This window comes from Burkholderia stabilis, from assembly GCF_001742165.1.
GTDB classification, from domain to species: Bacteria; Pseudomonadota; Gammaproteobacteria; order Burkholderiales; family Burkholderiaceae; genus Burkholderia; species Burkholderia stabilis.
The window spans coordinates 1,601,201-1,617,712 of record NZ_CP016442.1 but is presented as its reverse complement, the minus strand read 5'-3'; the positions used below and the strand labels follow the sequence as shown (position 1 = coordinate 1,617,712).

The following is a 16,512-nucleotide window of genomic DNA, read 5'->3' as shown; positions in this document are numbered from 1 at the left end:
TTTCGAGTATATAAACGCGCGATTCGGCTGCATTGTGTAATAACGTCGCAGCCGGCGATGGCACAATGCGGGGTGCGGCTGCCGGCACCGCGTCCGGTTGCCGCACCGTTTTTTGTTGTCCGTTCGAGAGAGCCGAGTGTCCGTCGAAATGCCTGTCCGCCCGGCGTCCGCCGATGTCCCGCCGTCGCACGCGTGCCGCGAGGGCTGCGGCGCGTGCTGTATCGCGCCGTCGATTTCCAGCCCGATTCCCGGCATGCCCGACGGCAAGCCGGCCGGCGTGCGCTGCGTGCAGCTCGGCGACGACCTGCGCTGCCGGATTTTCGGCCGGCCCGAGCGGCCCGCGTGCTGTTCCGGGTTGCAGCCGGCGGCCGACATGTGCGGCGCATCGCGCGACGACGCGCTCGCGTGGCTCACGCGCCTGGAAGTCGCGACGCAGCCGTCGCAGCGTGGCGGCACGGGGCGGTAGCGGGCTGCCCGCTACGTTCGAGACGCAGACGACGCATGGAACCCGCGGCGCGCGCCGAAGCACTAACGCCGGTCGATTGCCCGGCATGGGCCGGCGCGGATCGTCCGCACGTCGCGACGCCCGATACAGGAGATTGTTCAGCATGACCGCACCTCGCGCGCCCGGCCGGCGCAGTTTTCTTGCCGCATGCGGCGGCGCCGTCGGCGTGATCGTGTCGCTCGCCGCCTGCGCGTCGACGTTCCCGTTCATCCCCGATCACTACACGTTCTCGCGCGGCGACGTGCAGAAAGCCGTCGCGCGCAAGTTTCCGTACCAGAAGACGGTCGCGCAGGTGGTCGACGTGTCGCTCGCGAACCCGGCCGTCAACCTGCTGCCCGACCAGAACCGCATCGCCGTGCAGCTCGACGCGCATTTCGCGAGCCCGTTCCTGCGCGCGCCCGTCAGCGGCAAGTTCACCGTGTCCGGGCAGCTCGCGTACGACGCGCCGAGCCGCTCGGTCGTGCTGAAATCGCCGGCCGTGGACAGCCTCGTGCTCGACGGCGACGCGCAGATGTACGCGCAGCAGGTCGGCGCGGCCGCCGGGCTGCTCGCGACGCAGTTGCTGACCAACTATCCGATCTACACGTTCAAGCCCGAACAACTGCAATTTGCCGGTGTGAACTACGAACCCGGTACAATTACGATTCTTACAAACGGCATACGCGTGGCGATCGTCGAAAAGTGACGACGTACCGCGCGCAGCCGGGCGGGCTGCGCGTACAGGGGTGGCCCTTTCTTTCGACTACTTCGGAGTTGGGCCACGGATGGACTGGATCCTGATCTGCAAGGCATTGATCCTCGGCGTCGTCGAGGGGCTGACGGAATTCCTGCCGGTATCGAGTACCGGTCACCTGATCGTCGCGGGCAGCTTCCTGAATTTCAACGATTCGCACGCGAAGACCTTCGACGTCGTGATCCAGTTCGGCGCGATCCTCGCGGTCTGCTGGGAATACCGGCAACGGATCGCATCCATCGTGTCCGGGCTGCCGAGCCGGCCCGATGCACGGCGCTTCACGCTGAACGTCGTGATCGCGACCATTCCCGCGATCGCGCTCGGCCTCCTGTTCGAGAAGAAGATCAAGGCCGTGCTGTTCTCGCCGGTGCCGGTCGCGTTCGCGCTCGTCGTGGGCGGCGCGATCATCCTGTGGGCCGAGGCGCGGCAGCGCGAGCGCAGCGAGCCGCCGCGCGTGATGTCGGTCGATGCGCTGACGCCGCTCGATGCGCTCAAGGTCGGCATCGCGCAGTGCTTTGCACTGGTGCCCGGCATGTCGCGCTCGGGGTCGACGATCATCGGCGGAATGCTGTTCGGCCTCGACCGGCGCGTGGCGACCGAATTCTCGTTCTTCCTCGCGATTCCGATCATCTTCGGCGCGACGCTCTACGAAACCGTCAAGGACTGGCAGGCGTTCACCGTCGATTCGCTCGGCCTGTTCGCGCTCGGGCTCGTAGCGGCGTTCATCAGCGCGTTCGTGTGCGTGCGCTGGCTGCTGCGCTACGTCGCGACGCACGATTTCACCGTGTTCGCGTGGTACCGGATCGCGTTCGGGCTGTTCGTGCTGCTGGTCGGCTACAGCGGCTGGCTGAACTGGGCGTGATGCGGACACGGAGGCGAGTGCGACTCCGATAAAAAATGGCCCGATCGGCAGATGCCGGTCGGGCCATTTTTCTCAGGGCGGCAGGAGTGCTTAACCCGCGCGCTTGCGGAACACCAGATCCCACACGCCGTGGCCGAGCCGCAGCCCGCGCCGTTCGAACTTCGTGACCGGGCGGTAGTCGGGGCGCGGTGCGTAGTCGGCAGCGGTGTTTTCGAGCGACGGTTCCGCGCCGAGCACTTCCAGCATCTGTTCCGCGTAGTTCTGCCAGTCGGTCGCGCAGTGAATGTATGCGCCGGGCTTCAGGCGCGACGCGAGATGCGCGACGAGCGGCGGCTGGATCAGCCGGCGCTTGTGGTGGCGCGCCTTGTGCCACGGATCGGGGAAGAAGATGTGCACGCCGTCGAGGCTTTCCGGCGCGAGCATGTGCTCGAGCACTTCGACCGCGTCGTGCTGGATGATGCGGATGTTCGGCAGGTCCTGCTCGCCGATCAGCTTCAGCAGCGCGCCGACGCCCGGTTCGTGCACCTCGACGCCGAGGAAGTCGTCGCCGGGGCGATTCGCGGCGATTTCCGCGGTCGATGCGCCCATCCCGAAGCCGATCTCGAGGATGCGCGGCGCGCTGCGGCCGAACACCGCGTTCCAGTCGGGCATTTCCGGCGCATACGGGACGACGAAGCGCGGGCCGAGTTCGTCGAGCGCGCGGCGCTGGCCGGTCGATACGCGGCCGGCGCGCGTGACGAAGCTGCGGATGCGGCGGTGGTGCAGCGGATTGACTTCGTCGGCGCCGTCAGTGGCTTCGTCGGAAATGGCGTCGTCGTGCGGCGGCAGGCCGGCTTCGTTCGGATCGTCGTGCATCATCGGTACAGAGAAAGGCTCGGTTGCGGGCGAGGGCCCGTTTCGCGCAGCAGTGCGCCGGGCGATCCGGCACATGGTACAAAAAAGCCGCCTTCGACGAGGCGGCTCTTGCGCAGGCTGCCGTGCAGCCGGAAATTGGAGCGGGCGATGGGAATCGAACCCACGTCATCAGCTTGGGAAGCTGAGGTAATGGCCATTATACGACGCCCGCAGAACGGCGGATTGTACAGGGTTTGACGTGGGGATGGCAAGCAGGCGGTTTGGGGCGGCAGCAGCGGAACCGGCAGGCTGGATCGTGGGGCGGTGGCGTCGCCGAAAATGGACGTCGACGATCGGCCAAAAAACGGTTCGTCAACGCGTTGTGCCCGATGGGTTGAATCTGCCAATAGCCGGAGCCATTCCTCCCGAGCCAGGGGGCAACGCGCTTGCAGGCGAGCCGGTGTCGAAAATAGACGAGTCGGTGTCGGAAGCATACAAGCCCCGGTCGTGCTTCCGAACTAACGTGTCGGACCACTTACCCGAATGTTTGGAGCTGACATGTCTGATTTCATCACCGTTTTGCGCGAAACCTGCCCGACTCCGGTCCTCGACGCGACCAAGTGGAAGCGCATCGGCGGCGATCCGCACACCGTGAACCTCAACGCTTACGTCTCCAAGGACGGCAGCAAGATCATGGGCACTTGGATCTGCACCCCGGGCAAGTTCGAGGTGAACTACGAGAAATGGGAGTTCTGCCACTTCCTCGACGGCTACTGCATCATCACGCCGGAAGGCGAGGAGGCGGTGCACCTGAAAGCCGGCGATGTGTTCGTGATCGAGCCCGGCATGAAAGGGACCTGGGAAGTGGTGGAGACGGTGCGCAAGTACTTCGTCTTCGCCTGAGCGGGCCTGTCGGGTCGACCGCGCATGTCGTTGTCGTCCGGATGCCTTTCCGGTTCGCGGCCCTTGCATGGTGCAAGGGCCCATACCCATTAAAAACAAGGTGACGCTCGCAGAACGCGTATCTCGACGAGGAATCTGCTCAGGGCGGCAACGACGCGACAACGCATGCCGGCGTGTGCCGGCACTGACGAATGCGTGATTACACCCGTCGCTTCACCCGGCACGACATCGTCCAAACCCCTATGATGCAGCGGTCCGCCCACCGTTTCGGCTGCAGCGCGTGAACCCTTCCGCATGCGCCGGGCGCCCCACCGGAACCCCGACCATGCGCATCACCGCCATCCACGAACAAGCGATTCCCGTCTCCCGCTACGCCGACCCGTCCATTCCATCCGGTGGCCTGACGACGAGCATCGTCGCAGTCGTCACGGACGTCATCCGCGACGGCCGCCCCGTGACGGGTTACGGCTACGCATCGGTCGGCCGCTTCGCGCAGGGCGGCCTGATCCGCGAACGGTTCGCGCCGCGCCTGCTGGCCGCCACCGACACGCTCGCCGACGAAGCCGGCACGAACCTCGATCCGTTTCGCGCATGGCGCGCGATGATGGCCGGCGAAAAACCCGGCGGGCACGGCGAACGCTGCGTCGCGGTCGGCACGCTCGACATGGCGATCTGGGACGCCGCCGCGAAGATCGCCAACCTGCCGCTTCATCGCTTGCTCGCCGACCGGCTCGCACGCGCGGCCGCCCCGCGCGTGCGCGTGTACGCGGGCGGCGGCTACTGCTATCCGCATGACGATCTCGCACGCCTGTCCGACGAGATGCGCCGCATCGCCGATCTCGGCTACACGCACGCGAAGATCAAGATCGGCGGCGCGGATCTCGATCAGGATCGCCGACGCATCGAAGCCGCCGCCGCGCACCTTGTCGACGGCTCGCATCTGGCGGTCGACGCGATGAACGCGTACGACGCGACGACCGTGCAAGCCGCCGCGATGATGCTCGCGCCGTTCGATCTCTGGTGGTTCGAGGACGTATGCGACCCGCTCGACCTGCCGCTCCACGCCGACCTGGCCGCGCGATACGCACCGCCGATCGCGACCGGCGAAGCGCTGTTCTCGCTCGCGGAAGCGAAGCTGCTCGACCGCTACGGCGGCCTGCGCCGCGACCGCGACGTGCTCGTGTTCGATCCGGTGCATTGCTATGGCGTACCCGGCTATCTGCAGATCGTCGATCACTTCGTGTCGCAGGGCTGGCGGCGCGATGCGTTCTGGCCGCATGGCGGCCATCTGTTCTCGCTGCACGTCGTGGCCGCGCTCGGGCTCGGCGGTGCGGAAGTCAGTCCATTTGCATTTCATCCGTTCAGCGGGCTGGCCAATGGCGAAACCGTCGACGCCGGATATGCCCGCGTGTCGCAAGCGCCGGGCATCGGTTTCGAACTTCATGCCGGGGCGCATGACGCATTTCGCGCGCTATCGGCCCGCTGACGCCTGAAGCGCGTCGATCGCGAAACGCGCCGCGAAGCCGAGCATCATCGCCGCGACGAAAAAATCGAGCACACGCCAGGCGAGCGCGCGAGCGAACCACGCGCGGCACGCACGTGCGCCGTAGACGAGCATCAGGAACCACGCGAGCGAAGCCGTCATCGCACCGATCGCGAACGGCGTGCGCGCAGCAGGCGCGTGGCTCACGGTCACGGTGCCGAGCAGCAGCACGGTGTCGATCCACGCATACGGATTGAGCAGCGAGACGGCGGCGGTGGCGAGCACCGTGCGTGACAGCGTGGTTTTGCAGTCCGCGCGTGAAGGGTCGATGGACTCCGGCCGCCGCCGCCGGATCGCGGAGCGTAGCGCGAGCAGGCCATAACCGGCGAGATACGCGATGCCGGCCCACAGCGCCGCCGATACCACGCCGGGATGCCGTGCCAGCATCGCCGACAGCCCCTGCGCGCCGAGCGCGATCAGCAGCGCGTCGCTGCCGGCGCAGACGAGGGCGATGGAGAGCAGATGGGGGCTCGAGATCGAGCGCTTGATGACGAAGGCGTCTTTGGGGCCGACCGACGTGAACAGGCCGGCGCCAAGCAGCAGGCCTTCGAGGAAGGCGGAGGTGTCGAGCACGAGCGGGCCGACAACCTCTTAAGCTGAACCGGTGATGGTTACGATGCGAGCAACGTTAAGGGGCGGCGGGGGGCGTTGTCAATGCCTCCCGCCACCGACGCTCGACATCCGCGCGCCGACGGTTGGCGCCGATCGAAGTCAGTGCGCCGCTGCATCGCCGAGGTTGAGTGCGACGAGCGCACAGACGGTCAGCGCGATGCCCGCGAGCTTCAGCGACGACACCGACTCATCGAAGCAGACGATACCGATCACGGCTGTGGCCGCCGTGCTGGCGGCGGCCCAGCTCGCATACGCGAGCCCCAGTTCGAGACGCTTCGTCGCGAGCGCCATCAACCAGACGGCGCACGCATAACAGACGATCGTGATTGCGGACGGCAGCGGGCGGGAAAAGCCGGCCGAGAATTTCAGGCCGACGGAGCCGAGCACTTCGGCGAGGACACTGACGCCGAGCAGAAGCCAGGCAGACTGGAGCGGGGACACGAACGGCCTCCTTCCCCCGACGCTTATACCGAGCGGCGAGGAGAAGAGGAGGGAGTAGCGGTACCCGGGATGCGAGCAGCTTAGTACGCGCGGCGGGGCGGCACAAGGCATGCATCGCGCAAGTCACGCGCGGCCGGCATCGCCGGCCGCCCACTCCGGCCGTCGCCCGAGCGTGTCGAACAGCCGCACGATCTCGGCCTTCACCTTCTGCACCGCGTTGCTGACGAGCGCCGTATCGTGCCAGCACAGCGACAGGTCGCGCGCGAACAGCCGGTGCGCGACCGTCGACAGCTTGAGCTTGCGTTCCTCGATCTCGACGTGCGCGGCCGTCCACGGCAGGATCGTCACGCCGAGTTGCGCCATCACGGCCGCGAACAGCAGCCCGGTCGAACTCGCCTCGAAGCTGATTCCGTACGACAGCCCGGCCTCGCGCATCGCCCAGTCGACGCGGTTGCGAATCGTGTTCGGCGCGCTCGGCAGCACGAGCGGCATCTGCGCGATCGCGTCGAGCGGCACCGGATCGTCCGGCACCGGAAACTCCGGCCACGTGATCAGGTACAGCGTTTCCGTCAGCAGCCGGTGGATCGCGATGCCGCGCGTGTCGACCGCGTCGACGACGATCGCGAGATCGAGCCGCGCGCGTTCGAGCAGCGTGTCGAGATCGGCGCTCGGCGCCTCGATCAGCTCGAGCATGATGCCGGGATAACGATCGCGCACGGCGCGGGCGAGCGGGATGGCCAGCACGCGGGCGGTGCTCGACGGCATGCCGACCGTCACGCGGCCTTGCGGCGTTTCGGCGTCGCGGCGCAGCAGCTCGCGCGTGCCGTCGGCCTGGCGCAGCAGTTCGAGCGCGTGCTGGTACAGCGTGCGGCCGGCGGCCGTCGGCGCGACGCCGCGCACGCTCCGTTCGAGCAGCTGCATCCCGAGATCCTGTTCGAGATTGCGCATCTGCTGGCTCACCGCCGGCTGCGCGACATGCAGCGCCTCGCTCGCATGCGTGACGTTGCCGCATTCGACGACCTTCACGAAGTAGCGCAACTGTCTCAAGTCCATCGCCGCCGTCTCCCGATTCAAGCCATAAGCCAATCCGATCGAGCAAGATGAATATCATATTTTTCGGCGATCGATGGTGTTTCTATACTCGTCTCACAAAAGAGCCAGCCTGCCGGCCATCCCGGACCGGACGCGGCAAAAGCGCCGGCCCCGCCGGCAAGGAGACGAAGATGTTCAAGGCGATCGACGCGCCGGCGGCCGGCGCGAAGCCGCGGCGCACGCCGCTCACGCGCGAGCAGGTCAAGGGCTTCTGGGCCGTGTATGCGGGCTGGGTGCTCGACGGCGTGGATTCGGTGATCTACGCGCTCGTGCTGATTCCCGCACTGACCGAATTGCTGCCGGCGTCCGGCATCGCGGCGACGCCCGCGAATCTCGGGATGTACGGCTCGATCCTGTTCGCGCTGTTCCTGATCGGCTGGGGGCTGTCGTTCATCTGGGGGCCGCTCGCCGACCGCTTCGGCCGCGTGCGTACGCTCGCCGCGAGCATCCTGATCTATTCGGTCTTCACCGGCGCGGCCGCGTTCGTGCACGACGTGTGGGCGCTGGCCGCGTGCCGGCTGATCGCCGGGATCGGCGTCGGCGGCGAATGGGCGCTGGCGGGCACCTACGTCGCCGAGAGCTGGCCGGAAGACCGCCGCAAGATGGGCGCCGGCTACCTGCAGACGGGCTATTACTTCGGCTTCTTCATCGCGGCCTGCCTGAACTACACGATCGGCGCGACCTACGGCTGGCGCGCGATGTTCCTGTGCGGGCTGGCGCCCGCGCTGCTCGCGGTGTTCACCGTGATGCGCGTGAAGGAGCCGGGGCAGTGGCGCCGGCACGATGCCCGCGACGGCGACGTGGCCGACGCGCAGCGCGCGCATCCGCTGCGCGAGATCTTCGCGCCGGCCTTCCTGCGCCGCACGCTGACGAGCGCGAGCCTCGTCGGTGTCGCGATCGTCGGGCTGTGGGCCGGCTCCGTCTACGAGGCGAGCGCGGTCACCACGCTGGCGGCGCGTGCGGGCATCGATCACATCGGCGCGCTGCGGCTCGCGTCGGTCGGCGCGGCGATCCTGTCGTGCGCGACGATCGCCGGTTGCCTGGTCGCACCGTGGCTGTCGGAGCGACTCGGCAGGCGCACGGCGCTCGGCGTGTATTTCGCGGGCATGGCCGGCTCGATCGTGTTCGCGTTCGGCTGGGCGTTCTACCAGCCGAACGGGCTCGCGGCGTTCATGGTGTCGCTCGCGTTCCTCGGTTTCTTCGGCGGCAACTTCGCGATCTTCTCGCTGTGGCTGCCCGAGCAGTATCCGACGCGCGTGCGGGCCACCGCGTTCGCGTTCAATGCATCGGTCGGCCGCTTCATCGGCGCGGGCGTGAACTTCCTGCTCGGCGCCGCGATTCACGGCTACGGATCGCTCGGCGTGCCGGTCGCATGGACCGCGGCCGTGTTCGGGCTCGGCATCCTGATCCTGCCGTTCGCGGTCGAAACACGCCACCAGACGCTGCCCGAATGAGCGGGGCAACACCATCGCTCAGTCATACGCAACATCCAGTCATCACCATCAGGAGTCGGGAATGCAGGCATTACAAGGAATCAGGGTCGTCGATCTGAGTCGCGCGCTGTCGGGGCCGTTCTGCTCGATGGTGCTCGCCGATCTCGGCGCCGAGGTGATCAAGGTCGAGTCGGGGCCGAACGGCGACATGAGCCGCGCATGGGGGCCGTTCGATCGCGGCGTGAGCACGTACTACCTGTCCTGCAACCGCAACAAGCGCGGCATCTGCGTGGATTTCCGGCAGCCGGCCGGCATCGATGTGGTGCGGCGGCTGATCGCGCAGGCCGACGTCGTGATCGAGAATTTCAAGGCCGGCACGATGGACGCGATGGGGCTCGGCTACGCCGCGCTCAGCGCGCGTGATCCGCGGCTCGTGATGGGCAGCGTCACCGCGTTCGGCCCGCGCGGCCCGTTGCGCGACTGGCCGGGTTTCGACCAGATCGCGCAGGGTTATGCGGGGCTGATGAGCCTCACCGGTTTCCCGGACGGCGAGCCGACTCGCACGGGCACCGCGATCGGCGATCTCAGTTCCGGGATGTGGGTCGCGACCGGCGTGATGGCCGCGCTGTTCGAGCGTGAGCGCACGGGGCGCGGCCAGCACGTCGGCACGTCGCTGCTCGAAAGTCTCGTCTCGCTGCTGAGCGTGCATGGTCAACGCTACCTGAGCCTCGGCGACGTGCCGCGCCGCACCGGCAATGCGCATGCGGTGATCGCGCCGTACGGCGTGTTCGAGACGGCCGACGGGCCGCTCAATCTCGCCCCGATCACGACCGACATGTGGCTGCGCCTGTGCCAGTTGCTGGACCTGCCCGACCTGCCGAACGATCCGCGCTTCGCGACCAACGATGCGCGCGTCGAACACCGCGACGCACTGAAAGTGCTGCTCGAAAGCCGGCTGCGCACGCGCGGCAAGCGCGAATGGACGCAGCGTTTCGTCGAGGCCGGGTTGCCGGCCGGGCCGATCAATACGCTCGACGAAGTGTTCGCCGATCCGCAGCTCGCGCACTGCGGGCTGGTCGAACCGGTCGCGCATCCGACGCTCGGCACGCTGCGCCAGGTCGTCACGCCGCTCGGCGGCATGGGCGACGACGTGCCGGCGCCGCGCACGCGCCATGCGCCGCCGCTGCTCGGCGAGCATACGGTCGACGTGCTGCGCGAAGCGGGCTACGGCGACGACGCGATCGACGCGCTGCTGGCCGAGCGCGCGATTTTCCAGGCGGAAGCGGTGGCGGAGGCCGTGCAATGAACGACATCACGACACCCGACACCCGATCGCCCGTGACGGTCGACCTGATCGGCGAGCGGATCGCACGCGTACGGTTCGCGAATCCGGCGCGGCGGCATGCGCTCGACGCGCCGTTGCTCGATGCGCTCGTCGAGTGCATCGATTCGCTTGCGGCGCTGCGTCCGCCGCCGGTCGTGATCCTGTCGAACGACGGCAGCGGCGACGTGTGGAGCGCCGGGCACGACCTGCGCGAGCTGGCCGACGACCGCGATCCGCTTGCGTACGGCAAGCCGCTCGAACGGGCGCTGCGGCGCGTGCGCACTTACCCGGGCGCGGTGATCGCGGCGGTGGCCGGGTCGGCGTGGGGCGGGGCGGTCGACCTCGTGATGAGCTGCGACCTCGTCGTCGCCGCGCGCGACGCGCGTTTCGCGATGACGCCCGCGAACATCGGCCTGCCGTATTCGACGAGCGGCCTGCTGCGCTTCTACGACAACCTGCCGATCCACGTGCTGAAGGAAATGTTCTTCTGCGCGCAGCCGCTCGATGCGGAGCGCGCCGCGCATCACGGGCTCGTCAATCGGCTGGCGGAAGCGGGCGGTGTCGACGATGCCGCGCTCGACGTGGCGCGCACGATCGCCGCGAAGGCGCCGCTCGCGGTGCAGGCCGTGAAGGAGCAGTTGCGCGTGTTGCAGGACGCGCGGCCGTTGCCGGCCGATGCGTTCGAGCGAATTGCCGAGCTGCGCCGGCAAGCGTGCGAGGGCGCGGATTTCGACGAAGGGCTGCGCGCGTTTGCGGAGCGGCGCGCGCCGGTGTTTCGCGGCGTCTAGGTGCCGGGCGTGACGGCGGCGCGCGTCATGCGCCGCCGATCGCGTGCATGCCGACGAGCAGCAGCGCGCCCGCCGCGATCAGCAGCAGTGCGTGAATGCGCGTGGTCATCACGCACAGCGTCGACACGAGTGCGATCGCGCGTGCGGCCCAGCCGCCATCGAGCGCCTGCAGCAGCACCCACACCGATGCGAGGATCATGCCGGCCGCGACCGGTCGCAGGCCGGCTTCGAGCGCGAGCTGCCAGCGCGCACCCTGATGCCGCCGCCACAGATGCGCGACGCCGTAGATCAGGAACGCGGTCGGGCCGAACAGCGCGAGCGTCGCGATCACCGCGCCCCAGAAGCCGGCCACCTGCCAGCCGATCAGCGTCGCGAGCAGCGAGCCGGGGCCCGGCGCCATCCGCGCGATCGCGAAGTCGTTCACGAATTGCGTGGCGGTCATCCAGTGATGCACGTCGACGACCTGGCGCTGGATGTCGGCGATGATCGCCTGTCCGCCGCCGATCGTCGCGATCGACAGCGGCGCGAACACGCCGAACAGCGCGGCGTAGCGTTGCGACGCGGTCATGGCGCGTCGCTCCCGGCCGATGCCGCGGCCGCACGGCGGTATTCGAGCGCGACGCTCAACGTGCCGCCGATCAGCACGGTCCACACGAGCGGCCAGTGCAGCACGGCAACCGACACGAAGGTGAGCGCCATCACCGTGAACGGCAACGCGCGGCGCGGCAGCCGGCGCACGGCCGTGATCGCCATCGAGATCGACAGCCCGATCGCCGCGGCCGCCGCGCCGGCGAGCGCGACATGCGTGAGCGGAAAGCGTGTGAGGGTCGAGAACGCGACGCCGAACAGCACGATCAGCACGGCCGGCGGCGCGATGATGCCGGTGAAGCCGGCCACCGCGCCGCGCCATCCGGCGAGCCGGTAGCCGATCCAGATCGCGAGGTTCTTCACGTTGACGCCCGGCAACGCCTGCGACAGCGCGAGGCCGTTGAGGAACGCCTCTTCGTCGAGCCAGCGCCGCTCGTGCACGAAGTCGCGCATCATGCGTCCGCTCAGGCCGCCGCCGAAGCTGGTCAGGCCGATTTGCGAGAACGCGATGAACAGTGCGAGGACGCCGGGTGGCGGCGCGTCGCCCGCAGGTGGCGCGGGCGGGATGGAGGCGGCGGGCGGAGGCATCGGGCGGGCGGTGCGAGACGGTTGGGCGGGCGCCCATGTTAGCAAGCGGTGCCTGTCAGCACGCTGACATCGGATCGGTGCGGGTGTGATGAAAAACCGCAGCCGATTCGATGCGTATGATCCGGCGCGCAACCGCAACCGCAACCGCAACCGCAACCGCAACCGCAACCGCAACCGCAACCGCAACCGCAACCGCAACCGCAACCGCAACCAAGCCCAAGCCCAAGCCCAAGCCCAAGCCCAAGCCCAAGCCCAAGCCCAAGCCCAAGCCCAAGCCCAAGCCCAAGCCCGCCGTCGCGTCGCTACGCGCGCACGACCGTCACCCCCGCCGCTTCGATCGGCTTCGTGAGCGCGGCCTCGGTTTCCTTCTCGACCACCACGGTCTGCGCGAGCGTGATGTCGCCGATCACGAACTGCGATGCCGCGCGCAGTTTCGACTGCGACGCGAGCACGACCGTCTCGGCCGCGCGTTCGGCCAGCGCGCGCTTGATCGCCGCTTCCTCGAAATCGCCGGTGCTCAATCCCGCGACCGGATGCACGCCCGTGACGCCCATGAAGTACAGGTCCGCATGAATGCGCGCGATGCCTTCCATCGCCGCGGCGCCGACCGCGACGATCGAATGCTTGTACAACCGCCCGCCGATCAGGATCACGTCGATCGACGGATGCGCAGCCAGCGCGACCGCGACGCTCGGGCTGTGCGTGACGATCGTCGCGTGCAGGTCGGCCGGCAACTGGCTGACGAGCAGCGCCGACGTCGTGCCGCCGTCGACGATCGCGACTTGCCCGGGCGCGATCATCTGCGCGGCGCGCCGCGCAATGCGCCGCTTCTCGGCCGTTTCGAGCGCCTCGCGCTGCGCGAACGGCGCGACGGCCGGCGACGCCGGCAGCGCACCGCCGTGCACGCGCTGCAGCAGGCCTTCGGCCGCGAGCTCGCGCAGGTCGCGGCGGATCGTGTCTTCGGAGACGTCGAATTGCGCGCTCAGTTCGACCGCCAGCACCTGGCCGTCGCGCGCGAGCGCGTCGAGGATCGCTTTCTTGCGTTGCGTCGTCAGCATCGTGTTTGCACGAAAATTCTTGAAGTTGCACGAAAATGCACGTTACCATGAGCACCGTCTTTTGTCGAATGGAGGCTGCGATGGCTGCAACGCGGGACCGGGTCCGCATCGTCGACACGACGGTGCTGTCCGACGACTGGTATGTGCTGAAGAAGGTGACGTTCGATTTCCTGCGCCGCGACGGAACGTGGCAGCGCCTGAGCCGCGAGACCTACGATCGCGGCAATGGCGCGACCATCCTGCTGCGCAATGCCGGCACGGGCGACGTGCTGCTGACGCGGCAGTTCCGGATGCCGGCGTTCGTCAGCGGGCATGACGGCATGCTGCTCGAGGCCGCCGCCGGCCTGCTCGACGATGCGACGCCCGAGGCGCGCATCCGCGCGGAAGCCGAGGAGGAAACCGGCTACCGCGTGCGCGGCGTGCGCAAGGTGTTCGAGGCGTTCATGAGCCCGGGCTCGGTGACGGAGAAGCTGCATTTCTTCGTCGGCGAATACGACGCGTCGCTGCGCACCGGCGACGGTGGCGGCGTCGCGGAGGAGGGCGAGGATCTCGAGGTCGTCGAGATGCCGCTGCAGGCGGCGCTGGACGCCATCGAGCGCGGCGAGATCGTCGATGCGAAGACGATCATGCTGCTGCAGTACGTCGCGCTGCGGGAAACCGCATGCGCGGGCACGGCATGACGCCGCTGCTCGTGCTGGTCGCCGGCCCCTATCGTAGCGGCACCGACGGCGACTCCGCGCGCATCGCCGCGAACCTGCACCGGCTCGAAGCGGCGGCGCTCGACGTGTACCGCCGCGGGCACGTGCCGATGATCGGTGAATGGGTGTCGTTGCCGCTTTCCGTCGCGGCCGGGTCGCGGCAGGTCGGCGATGAAATCAGCGAGGCGTTCCTGTATCCGGCCGCGCACCGGCTGCTGCGACGCTGCGATGCGGTATGGCGGATCGACGGCGCGTCGCGTGGGGCCGACGCCGACGTCAGCCTTGCGCGGCGCCTCGGCAAGCCGGTTTACTTCTCGGTCGACGAGATTCCGGTCGCGCAAGACGATTCGGATAGCTGAGCGGGCGGGGAGGCGCAGGGTGATGGTTGCCTGACGCTTTCCCGCATCGGCCGACGCCTGCATCACCGGCGGCCGGACGAGCGCAGCGTCATGCCGTGGCATTGCGCATGCGGCGCGACGCCCGAACCGGCGTATGATCGCGACGCCATCCGCACACCGCCTGACGTTACCGCTGCCCGATCATGCCGTTCTCCGATTCCGCCGACTCCGACGATTCCTCTGCCGCCTTGCAACTTCCCGCCGACCTCGTCGCGTCCGCCGTCGATGCGCTCGCGCGCGCCGACGCGTTGCTCGTGACGGCGGGCGCAGGCATCGGCGTCGATTCCGGGTTGCCCGATTTCCGCGGCACGGACGGTTTCTGGCGTGCGTATCCGGCGCTGCGCCACGAGCGTTTCGAATTCCACGAGATCGCGTCGCCGCACGCGTTCCGTGCGCGTGCGCCGCTCGCGTGGGGGTTCTACGGGCACCGTCTCGCGCTCTACCGTGCGACGGTTCCGCATGCGGGCTTCGCGATCCTGCGCCGCTGGATCGACGCGATGCCGAACGGCGGTTTCGTGCTGACGAGCAACGTCGACGGCCAGTTCCAGAAAGCCGGCTTCGATCCGGCGCGCATCGTCGAGATTCACGGTTCGATCCATGCGATGCAGTGCCTGCGTCCCTGTTCGGACGACACATGGGACGCGGCGCCGTTCGTGCCGGACGTCGACGAAGCCACGTGCCGGCTGGTCGGCGAAGCACCGCGCTGTCCGCGCTGCGGCGGCCTCGCGCGGCCGAACATCCTGATGTTCGGTGATACCGGCTGGCTCGGCGAACGCTACGACGCGCAGGAGCGCGCACTGGAAGACTGGATCGCGCAGGCCGGACGCGTCGTCGTGGTCGAGATCGGTGCGGGCACCGCGATTCCGACCGTGCGGATGCTGAGCGAACGGCTCGGCGCCGACGTGATCCGCATCAACGCGCGCGAAGCGCATGCGCGCCGGGCGGACGTGATCGGGCTGAAGGGCGGCGCGCTGGCGACGTTGACCGCGCTCGACCGTGCGTGGCGCGGCGGCTGAACATCACGCGCCGGGGGCGTGCAGTTACAGCTGGGCGACGCCCGCCTGCACGAGCGACGGCGCCTGTGGTGAACCGATCTCCGTCACGTGGTCGCAGCTGCGTGCTGCGTGCTGCGTGCTGCGTGCAGCGTGCAGCATTGCAGGCATTGCTGCAACTGCCGTTGAACCCGGCCGTCACACCGTGAACGTCGCTGCCGTCCGCGGTTTTTCCGACAGCATGGAGCGAGCCCTGGTGGCCGTTTCACCGGCATTGCGGCCGCGACGCGATTCCGCATACAGTTCAGCGTAGGCCGCATCCGCCACGCGGCGTCGTCAGCGAGGAGTGCCCTTGTTCTATTCGATAGTCGCGATCTTCGTCGGCGCCGGCCTTGGCGCGTTGTTGCGCTGGTTCCTGAGTCTCGCGCTCAACGAATTCTTTCCCGAGGTGCCGCTCGGCACGCTCGCGGCGAACCTGATCGGCGGCTACGTGATCGGCGTGGCCGCCGTCGTGTTCACGACCCGCGTCGGGCTGCCGCCCGAGTGGCGGCTGTTCGTGATCACCGGTTTCCTTGGCGGTCTCACGACGTTCTCGACCTATTCGGTCGAAGTGATGACGCATGCGCTGCAGGGCGAATTCGGATGGGCGTTTGCGGTGGCTGCCCTACACTTGATGGGATCGTTCACGCTGACGGCGCTCGGCATGTGGACCGCGCGCGCGTGGCTCGCGGCGGCTTGAGCGTGCCGCCCATCGGAGGGCGCGATGGACAAGGTTTTCTTGCGTTTCTATGTGCACGAGCAGCATCGGCTGCACTGGAAGCCGCTGTGGGAATGGCTGCTCGACGAGGCGAACCGGATGGGTGTCGCGGGCGGTTCCGCGTTTCGCGCGATGGCTGGTTTCGGTCAGCATCGCGTGCTGCACGAGGACCGTTTCTTCGAACTGCAGGGTTCGCTCGCGATCGAGGTCGAATTCATCGTCACCGAGGACGAAGCGCAGCGGCTGCTCGAGCGGCTGTCGCACGAGAAGGTGCGGGTGTGTTACGCGATGATTCCGGCGTGCTTCGGCGTGATCGACACGCTCGGCGTACCGCCGGCGCAGGGGCCGGCGGCATAGGGCAAC

The 16,512-nt window shown here is 68.2% G+C and carries 20 protein-coding genes and 1 tRNA gene; 13 read left to right on the top strand and 8 right to left on the bottom strand.

What is annotated here, in order from left to right:
- The first annotated feature begins 148 nt into the window (after positions 1-148).
- The 3 genes from BBJ41_RS07580 (at position 149) to BBJ41_RS07570 (ending at position 2,100) form a co-directional block, all read left to right on the top strand.
- Positions 149-466, top strand: a complete 318-nt coding sequence (locus BBJ41_RS07580; protein WP_069747622.1) for a YkgJ family cysteine cluster protein — start codon at positions 149-151, stop codon at positions 464-466.
- Between the two features lie 142 nt (positions 467-608).
- Positions 609-1,190, top strand: a complete 582-nt coding sequence (locus BBJ41_RS07575; protein WP_069745989.1) for a DUF1439 domain-containing protein — start codon at positions 609-611, stop codon at positions 1,188-1,190.
- Positions 1,191-1,269: 79 nt separating this feature from the next.
- Positions 1,270-2,100: an undecaprenyl-diphosphate phosphatase gene (locus tag BBJ41_RS07570; protein ID WP_069745988.1), complete on the top strand. Its 831-nt coding sequence runs from the start codon at positions 1,270-1,272 to the stop codon at positions 2,098-2,100.
- Positions 2,101-2,190: 90 nt separating this feature from the next.
- On the opposite strand, the gene trmB is transcribed toward BBJ41_RS07570, so the two are convergent.
- Positions 2,191-2,958 (bottom strand): tRNA (guanosine(46)-N7)-methyltransferase TrmB, encoded by a 768-nt coding sequence (gene trmB, locus BBJ41_RS07565; protein ID WP_069745987.1) that lies wholly within the window; start codon positions 2,956-2,958, stop codon positions 2,191-2,193.
- A 133-nt stretch (positions 2,959-3,091) separates the two neighbouring features.
- Positions 3,092-3,166 (bottom strand) — tRNA-Gly (locus BBJ41_RS07560).
- Between the two features lie 326 nt (positions 3,167-3,492).
- Here BBJ41_RS07560 and BBJ41_RS07555 point away from each other — a divergent pair.
- Together BBJ41_RS07555 and BBJ41_RS07550 are read left to right on the top strand one after the other, a co-directional pair.
- Entirely contained in the window at positions 3,493-3,837 is a 345-nt protein-coding gene (locus BBJ41_RS07555; RefSeq protein ID WP_069745986.1) for a cupin domain-containing protein, read from the top strand.
- Positions 3,838-4,162: 325 nt separating this feature from the next.
- Positions 4,163-5,323 (top strand): enolase C-terminal domain-like protein, encoded by a 1,161-nt coding sequence (locus BBJ41_RS07550; protein ID WP_069745985.1) that lies wholly within the window; start codon positions 4,163-4,165, stop codon positions 5,321-5,323.
- Here BBJ41_RS07550 and BBJ41_RS07545 read toward each other — a convergent pair.
- From BBJ41_RS07545 to BBJ41_RS07535, 3 genes are all read right to left on the bottom strand, one after another.
- Positions 5,309-5,953 carry a LysE/ArgO family amino acid transporter gene (locus BBJ41_RS07545; protein ID WP_069745984.1) on the bottom strand — a complete coding sequence of 215 codons (645 nt, stop codon included), beginning with the start codon at positions 5,951-5,953 and terminating at the stop codon, positions 5,309-5,311. The two genes, BBJ41_RS07550 and BBJ41_RS07545, sit on opposite strands and share 15 nt — an antisense overlap.
- A 138-nt stretch (positions 5,954-6,091) precedes the next feature.
- Entirely contained in the window at positions 6,092-6,433 is a 342-nt protein-coding gene (locus BBJ41_RS07540) for a DMT family transporter (RefSeq protein WP_069745983.1), read from the bottom strand.
- A 123-nt stretch (positions 6,434-6,556) separates the two neighbouring features.
- Positions 6,557-7,486 carry a LysR substrate-binding domain-containing protein gene (locus tag BBJ41_RS07535; RefSeq protein ID WP_069745982.1) on the bottom strand — a complete coding sequence of 310 codons (930 nt, stop codon included), beginning with the start codon at positions 7,484-7,486 and terminating at the stop codon, positions 6,557-6,559.
- A 170-nt stretch (positions 7,487-7,656) separates the two neighbouring features.
- On the opposite strand from BBJ41_RS07535, the gene BBJ41_RS07530 reads away from it, so the two are divergent.
- The 3 genes from BBJ41_RS07530 (at position 7,657) to scpB (ending at position 11,070) form a co-directional block, all read left to right on the top strand.
- Positions 7,657-8,979 (top strand): MFS transporter, encoded by a 1,323-nt coding sequence (locus tag BBJ41_RS07530; protein ID WP_069745981.1) that lies wholly within the window; start codon positions 7,657-7,659, stop codon positions 8,977-8,979.
- A gap of 61 nt (positions 8,980-9,040) precedes the next feature.
- Positions 9,041-10,264 (top strand): CaiB/BaiF CoA transferase family protein, encoded by a 1,224-nt coding sequence (locus BBJ41_RS07525; protein ID WP_069745980.1) that lies wholly within the window; start codon positions 9,041-9,043, stop codon positions 10,262-10,264.
- Positions 10,261-11,070: a methylmalonyl-CoA decarboxylase gene (gene scpB / locus BBJ41_RS07520; RefSeq protein ID WP_069745979.1), complete on the top strand. Its 810-nt coding sequence runs from the start codon at positions 10,261-10,263 to the stop codon at positions 11,068-11,070. The genes BBJ41_RS07525 and scpB overlap by 4 nt, the downstream gene beginning before the upstream one ends.
- A gap of 25 nt (positions 11,071-11,095) precedes the next feature.
- Here the strand turns inward: scpB and BBJ41_RS07515 are convergent, their stop codons facing one another.
- From BBJ41_RS07515 to BBJ41_RS07500, 3 genes are all read right to left on the bottom strand, one after another.
- The gene (locus tag BBJ41_RS07515; protein WP_069745978.1) at positions 11,096-11,638 is read right to left on the bottom strand and encodes a chromate transporter; all 543 of its coding nucleotides are present in this window, start codon (positions 11,636-11,638) and stop codon (positions 11,096-11,098) included.
- Positions 11,635-12,246 carry a chromate transporter gene (locus BBJ41_RS07510; protein ID WP_069745977.1) on the bottom strand — a complete coding sequence of 204 codons (612 nt, stop codon included), beginning with the start codon at positions 12,244-12,246 and terminating at the stop codon, positions 11,635-11,637. Before BBJ41_RS07510 ends, BBJ41_RS07515 begins: the two co-directional genes overlap by 4 nt.
- 302 nt (positions 12,247-12,548) lie before the next feature.
- On the bottom strand, positions 12,549-13,304 hold the full coding sequence (locus tag BBJ41_RS07500; protein ID WP_069745975.1) for a DeoR/GlpR family DNA-binding transcription regulator: 756 nt from the start codon (positions 13,302-13,304) through the stop codon (positions 12,549-12,551).
- Between the two features lie 80 nt (positions 13,305-13,384).
- On the opposite strand from BBJ41_RS07500, the gene BBJ41_RS07495 reads away from it, so the two are divergent.
- From BBJ41_RS07495 to BBJ41_RS07475, 5 genes are all read left to right on the top strand, one after another.
- On the top strand, positions 13,385-13,984 hold the full coding sequence (locus BBJ41_RS07495) for an NUDIX domain-containing protein (RefSeq protein ID WP_069747621.1): 600 nt from the start codon (positions 13,385-13,387) through the stop codon (positions 13,982-13,984).
- Positions 13,981-14,361, top strand: a complete 381-nt coding sequence (locus BBJ41_RS07490) for a TIR domain-containing protein (RefSeq protein WP_069747620.1) — start codon at positions 13,981-13,983, stop codon at positions 14,359-14,361. Before BBJ41_RS07495 ends, BBJ41_RS07490 begins: the two co-directional genes overlap by 4 nt.
- Positions 14,362-14,543: 182 nt before the next feature.
- Positions 14,544-15,416: an SIR2 family NAD-dependent protein deacylase gene (locus BBJ41_RS07485; RefSeq protein WP_069745974.1), complete on the top strand. Its 873-nt coding sequence runs from the start codon at positions 14,544-14,546 to the stop codon at positions 15,414-15,416.
- A 328-nt stretch (positions 15,417-15,744) separates the two neighbouring features.
- Positions 15,745-16,131 (top strand): fluoride efflux transporter CrcB, encoded by a 387-nt coding sequence (gene crcB / locus BBJ41_RS07480; protein WP_069745973.1) that lies wholly within the window; start codon positions 15,745-15,747, stop codon positions 16,129-16,131.
- Between the two features lie 24 nt (positions 16,132-16,155).
- A complete protein-coding gene (locus tag BBJ41_RS07475) occupies positions 16,156-16,506 on the top strand; it encodes a DUF190 domain-containing protein (protein ID WP_069745972.1) in 351 nt (116 codons plus the stop codon).
- Positions 16,507-16,512: the final 6 nt, after the last annotated feature.

Excerpts from the sequence above, each read along its gene's own strand:
- BBJ41_RS07580 (WP_069747622.1), top strand. The coding sequence starts at position 149 with ATGCCTGTCCGCCCGGCGTCCGCCGATGTCCCGCCGTCGCACGCGTGC.
- BBJ41_RS07575 (WP_069745989.1), top strand. The coding sequence starts at position 609 with ATGACCGCACCTCGCGCGCCCGGCCGGCGCAGTTTTCTTGCCGCATGC.
- BBJ41_RS07570 (WP_069745988.1), top strand. The coding sequence starts at position 1,270 with ATGGACTGGATCCTGATCTGCAAGGCATTGATCCTCGGCGTCGTCGAG.
- trmB (WP_069745987.1), bottom strand. The coding sequence starts at position 2,958 with ATGATGCACGACGATCCGAACGAAGCCGGCCTGCCGCCGCACGACGAC.
- BBJ41_RS07555 (WP_069745986.1), top strand. The coding sequence starts at position 3,493 with ATGTCTGATTTCATCACCGTTTTGCGCGAAACCTGCCCGACTCCGGTC.
- BBJ41_RS07550 (WP_069745985.1), top strand. The coding sequence starts at position 4,163 with ATGCGCATCACCGCCATCCACGAACAAGCGATTCCCGTCTCCCGCTAC.
- BBJ41_RS07535 (WP_069745982.1), bottom strand. The coding sequence starts at position 7,486 with ATGGACTTGAGACAGTTGCGCTACTTCGTGAAGGTCGTCGAATGCGGC.
- BBJ41_RS07530 (WP_069745981.1), top strand. The coding sequence starts at position 7,657 with ATGTTCAAGGCGATCGACGCGCCGGCGGCCGGCGCGAAGCCGCGGCGC.
- BBJ41_RS07525 (WP_069745980.1), top strand. The coding sequence starts at position 9,041 with ATGCAGGCATTACAAGGAATCAGGGTCGTCGATCTGAGTCGCGCGCTG.
- scpB (WP_069745979.1), top strand. The coding sequence starts at position 10,261 with ATGAACGACATCACGACACCCGACACCCGATCGCCCGTGACGGTCGAC.
- BBJ41_RS07515 (WP_069745978.1), bottom strand. The coding sequence starts at position 11,638 with ATGACCGCGTCGCAACGCTACGCCGCGCTGTTCGGCGTGTTCGCGCCG.
- BBJ41_RS07510 (WP_069745977.1), bottom strand. The coding sequence starts at position 12,246 with ATGCCTCCGCCCGCCGCCTCCATCCCGCCCGCGCCACCTGCGGGCGAC.
- BBJ41_RS07500 (WP_069745975.1), bottom strand. The coding sequence starts at position 13,304 with ATGCTGACGACGCAACGCAAGAAAGCGATCCTCGACGCGCTCGCGCGC.
- BBJ41_RS07495 (WP_069747621.1), top strand. The coding sequence starts at position 13,385 with ATGGCTGCAACGCGGGACCGGGTCCGCATCGTCGACACGACGGTGCTG.
- BBJ41_RS07490 (WP_069747620.1), top strand. The coding sequence starts at position 13,981 with ATGACGCCGCTGCTCGTGCTGGTCGCCGGCCCCTATCGTAGCGGCACC.
- BBJ41_RS07485 (WP_069745974.1), top strand. The coding sequence starts at position 14,544 with ATGCCGTTCTCCGATTCCGCCGACTCCGACGATTCCTCTGCCGCCTTG.
- BBJ41_RS07475 (WP_069745972.1), top strand. The coding sequence starts at position 16,156 with ATGGACAAGGTTTTCTTGCGTTTCTATGTGCACGAGCAGCATCGGCTG.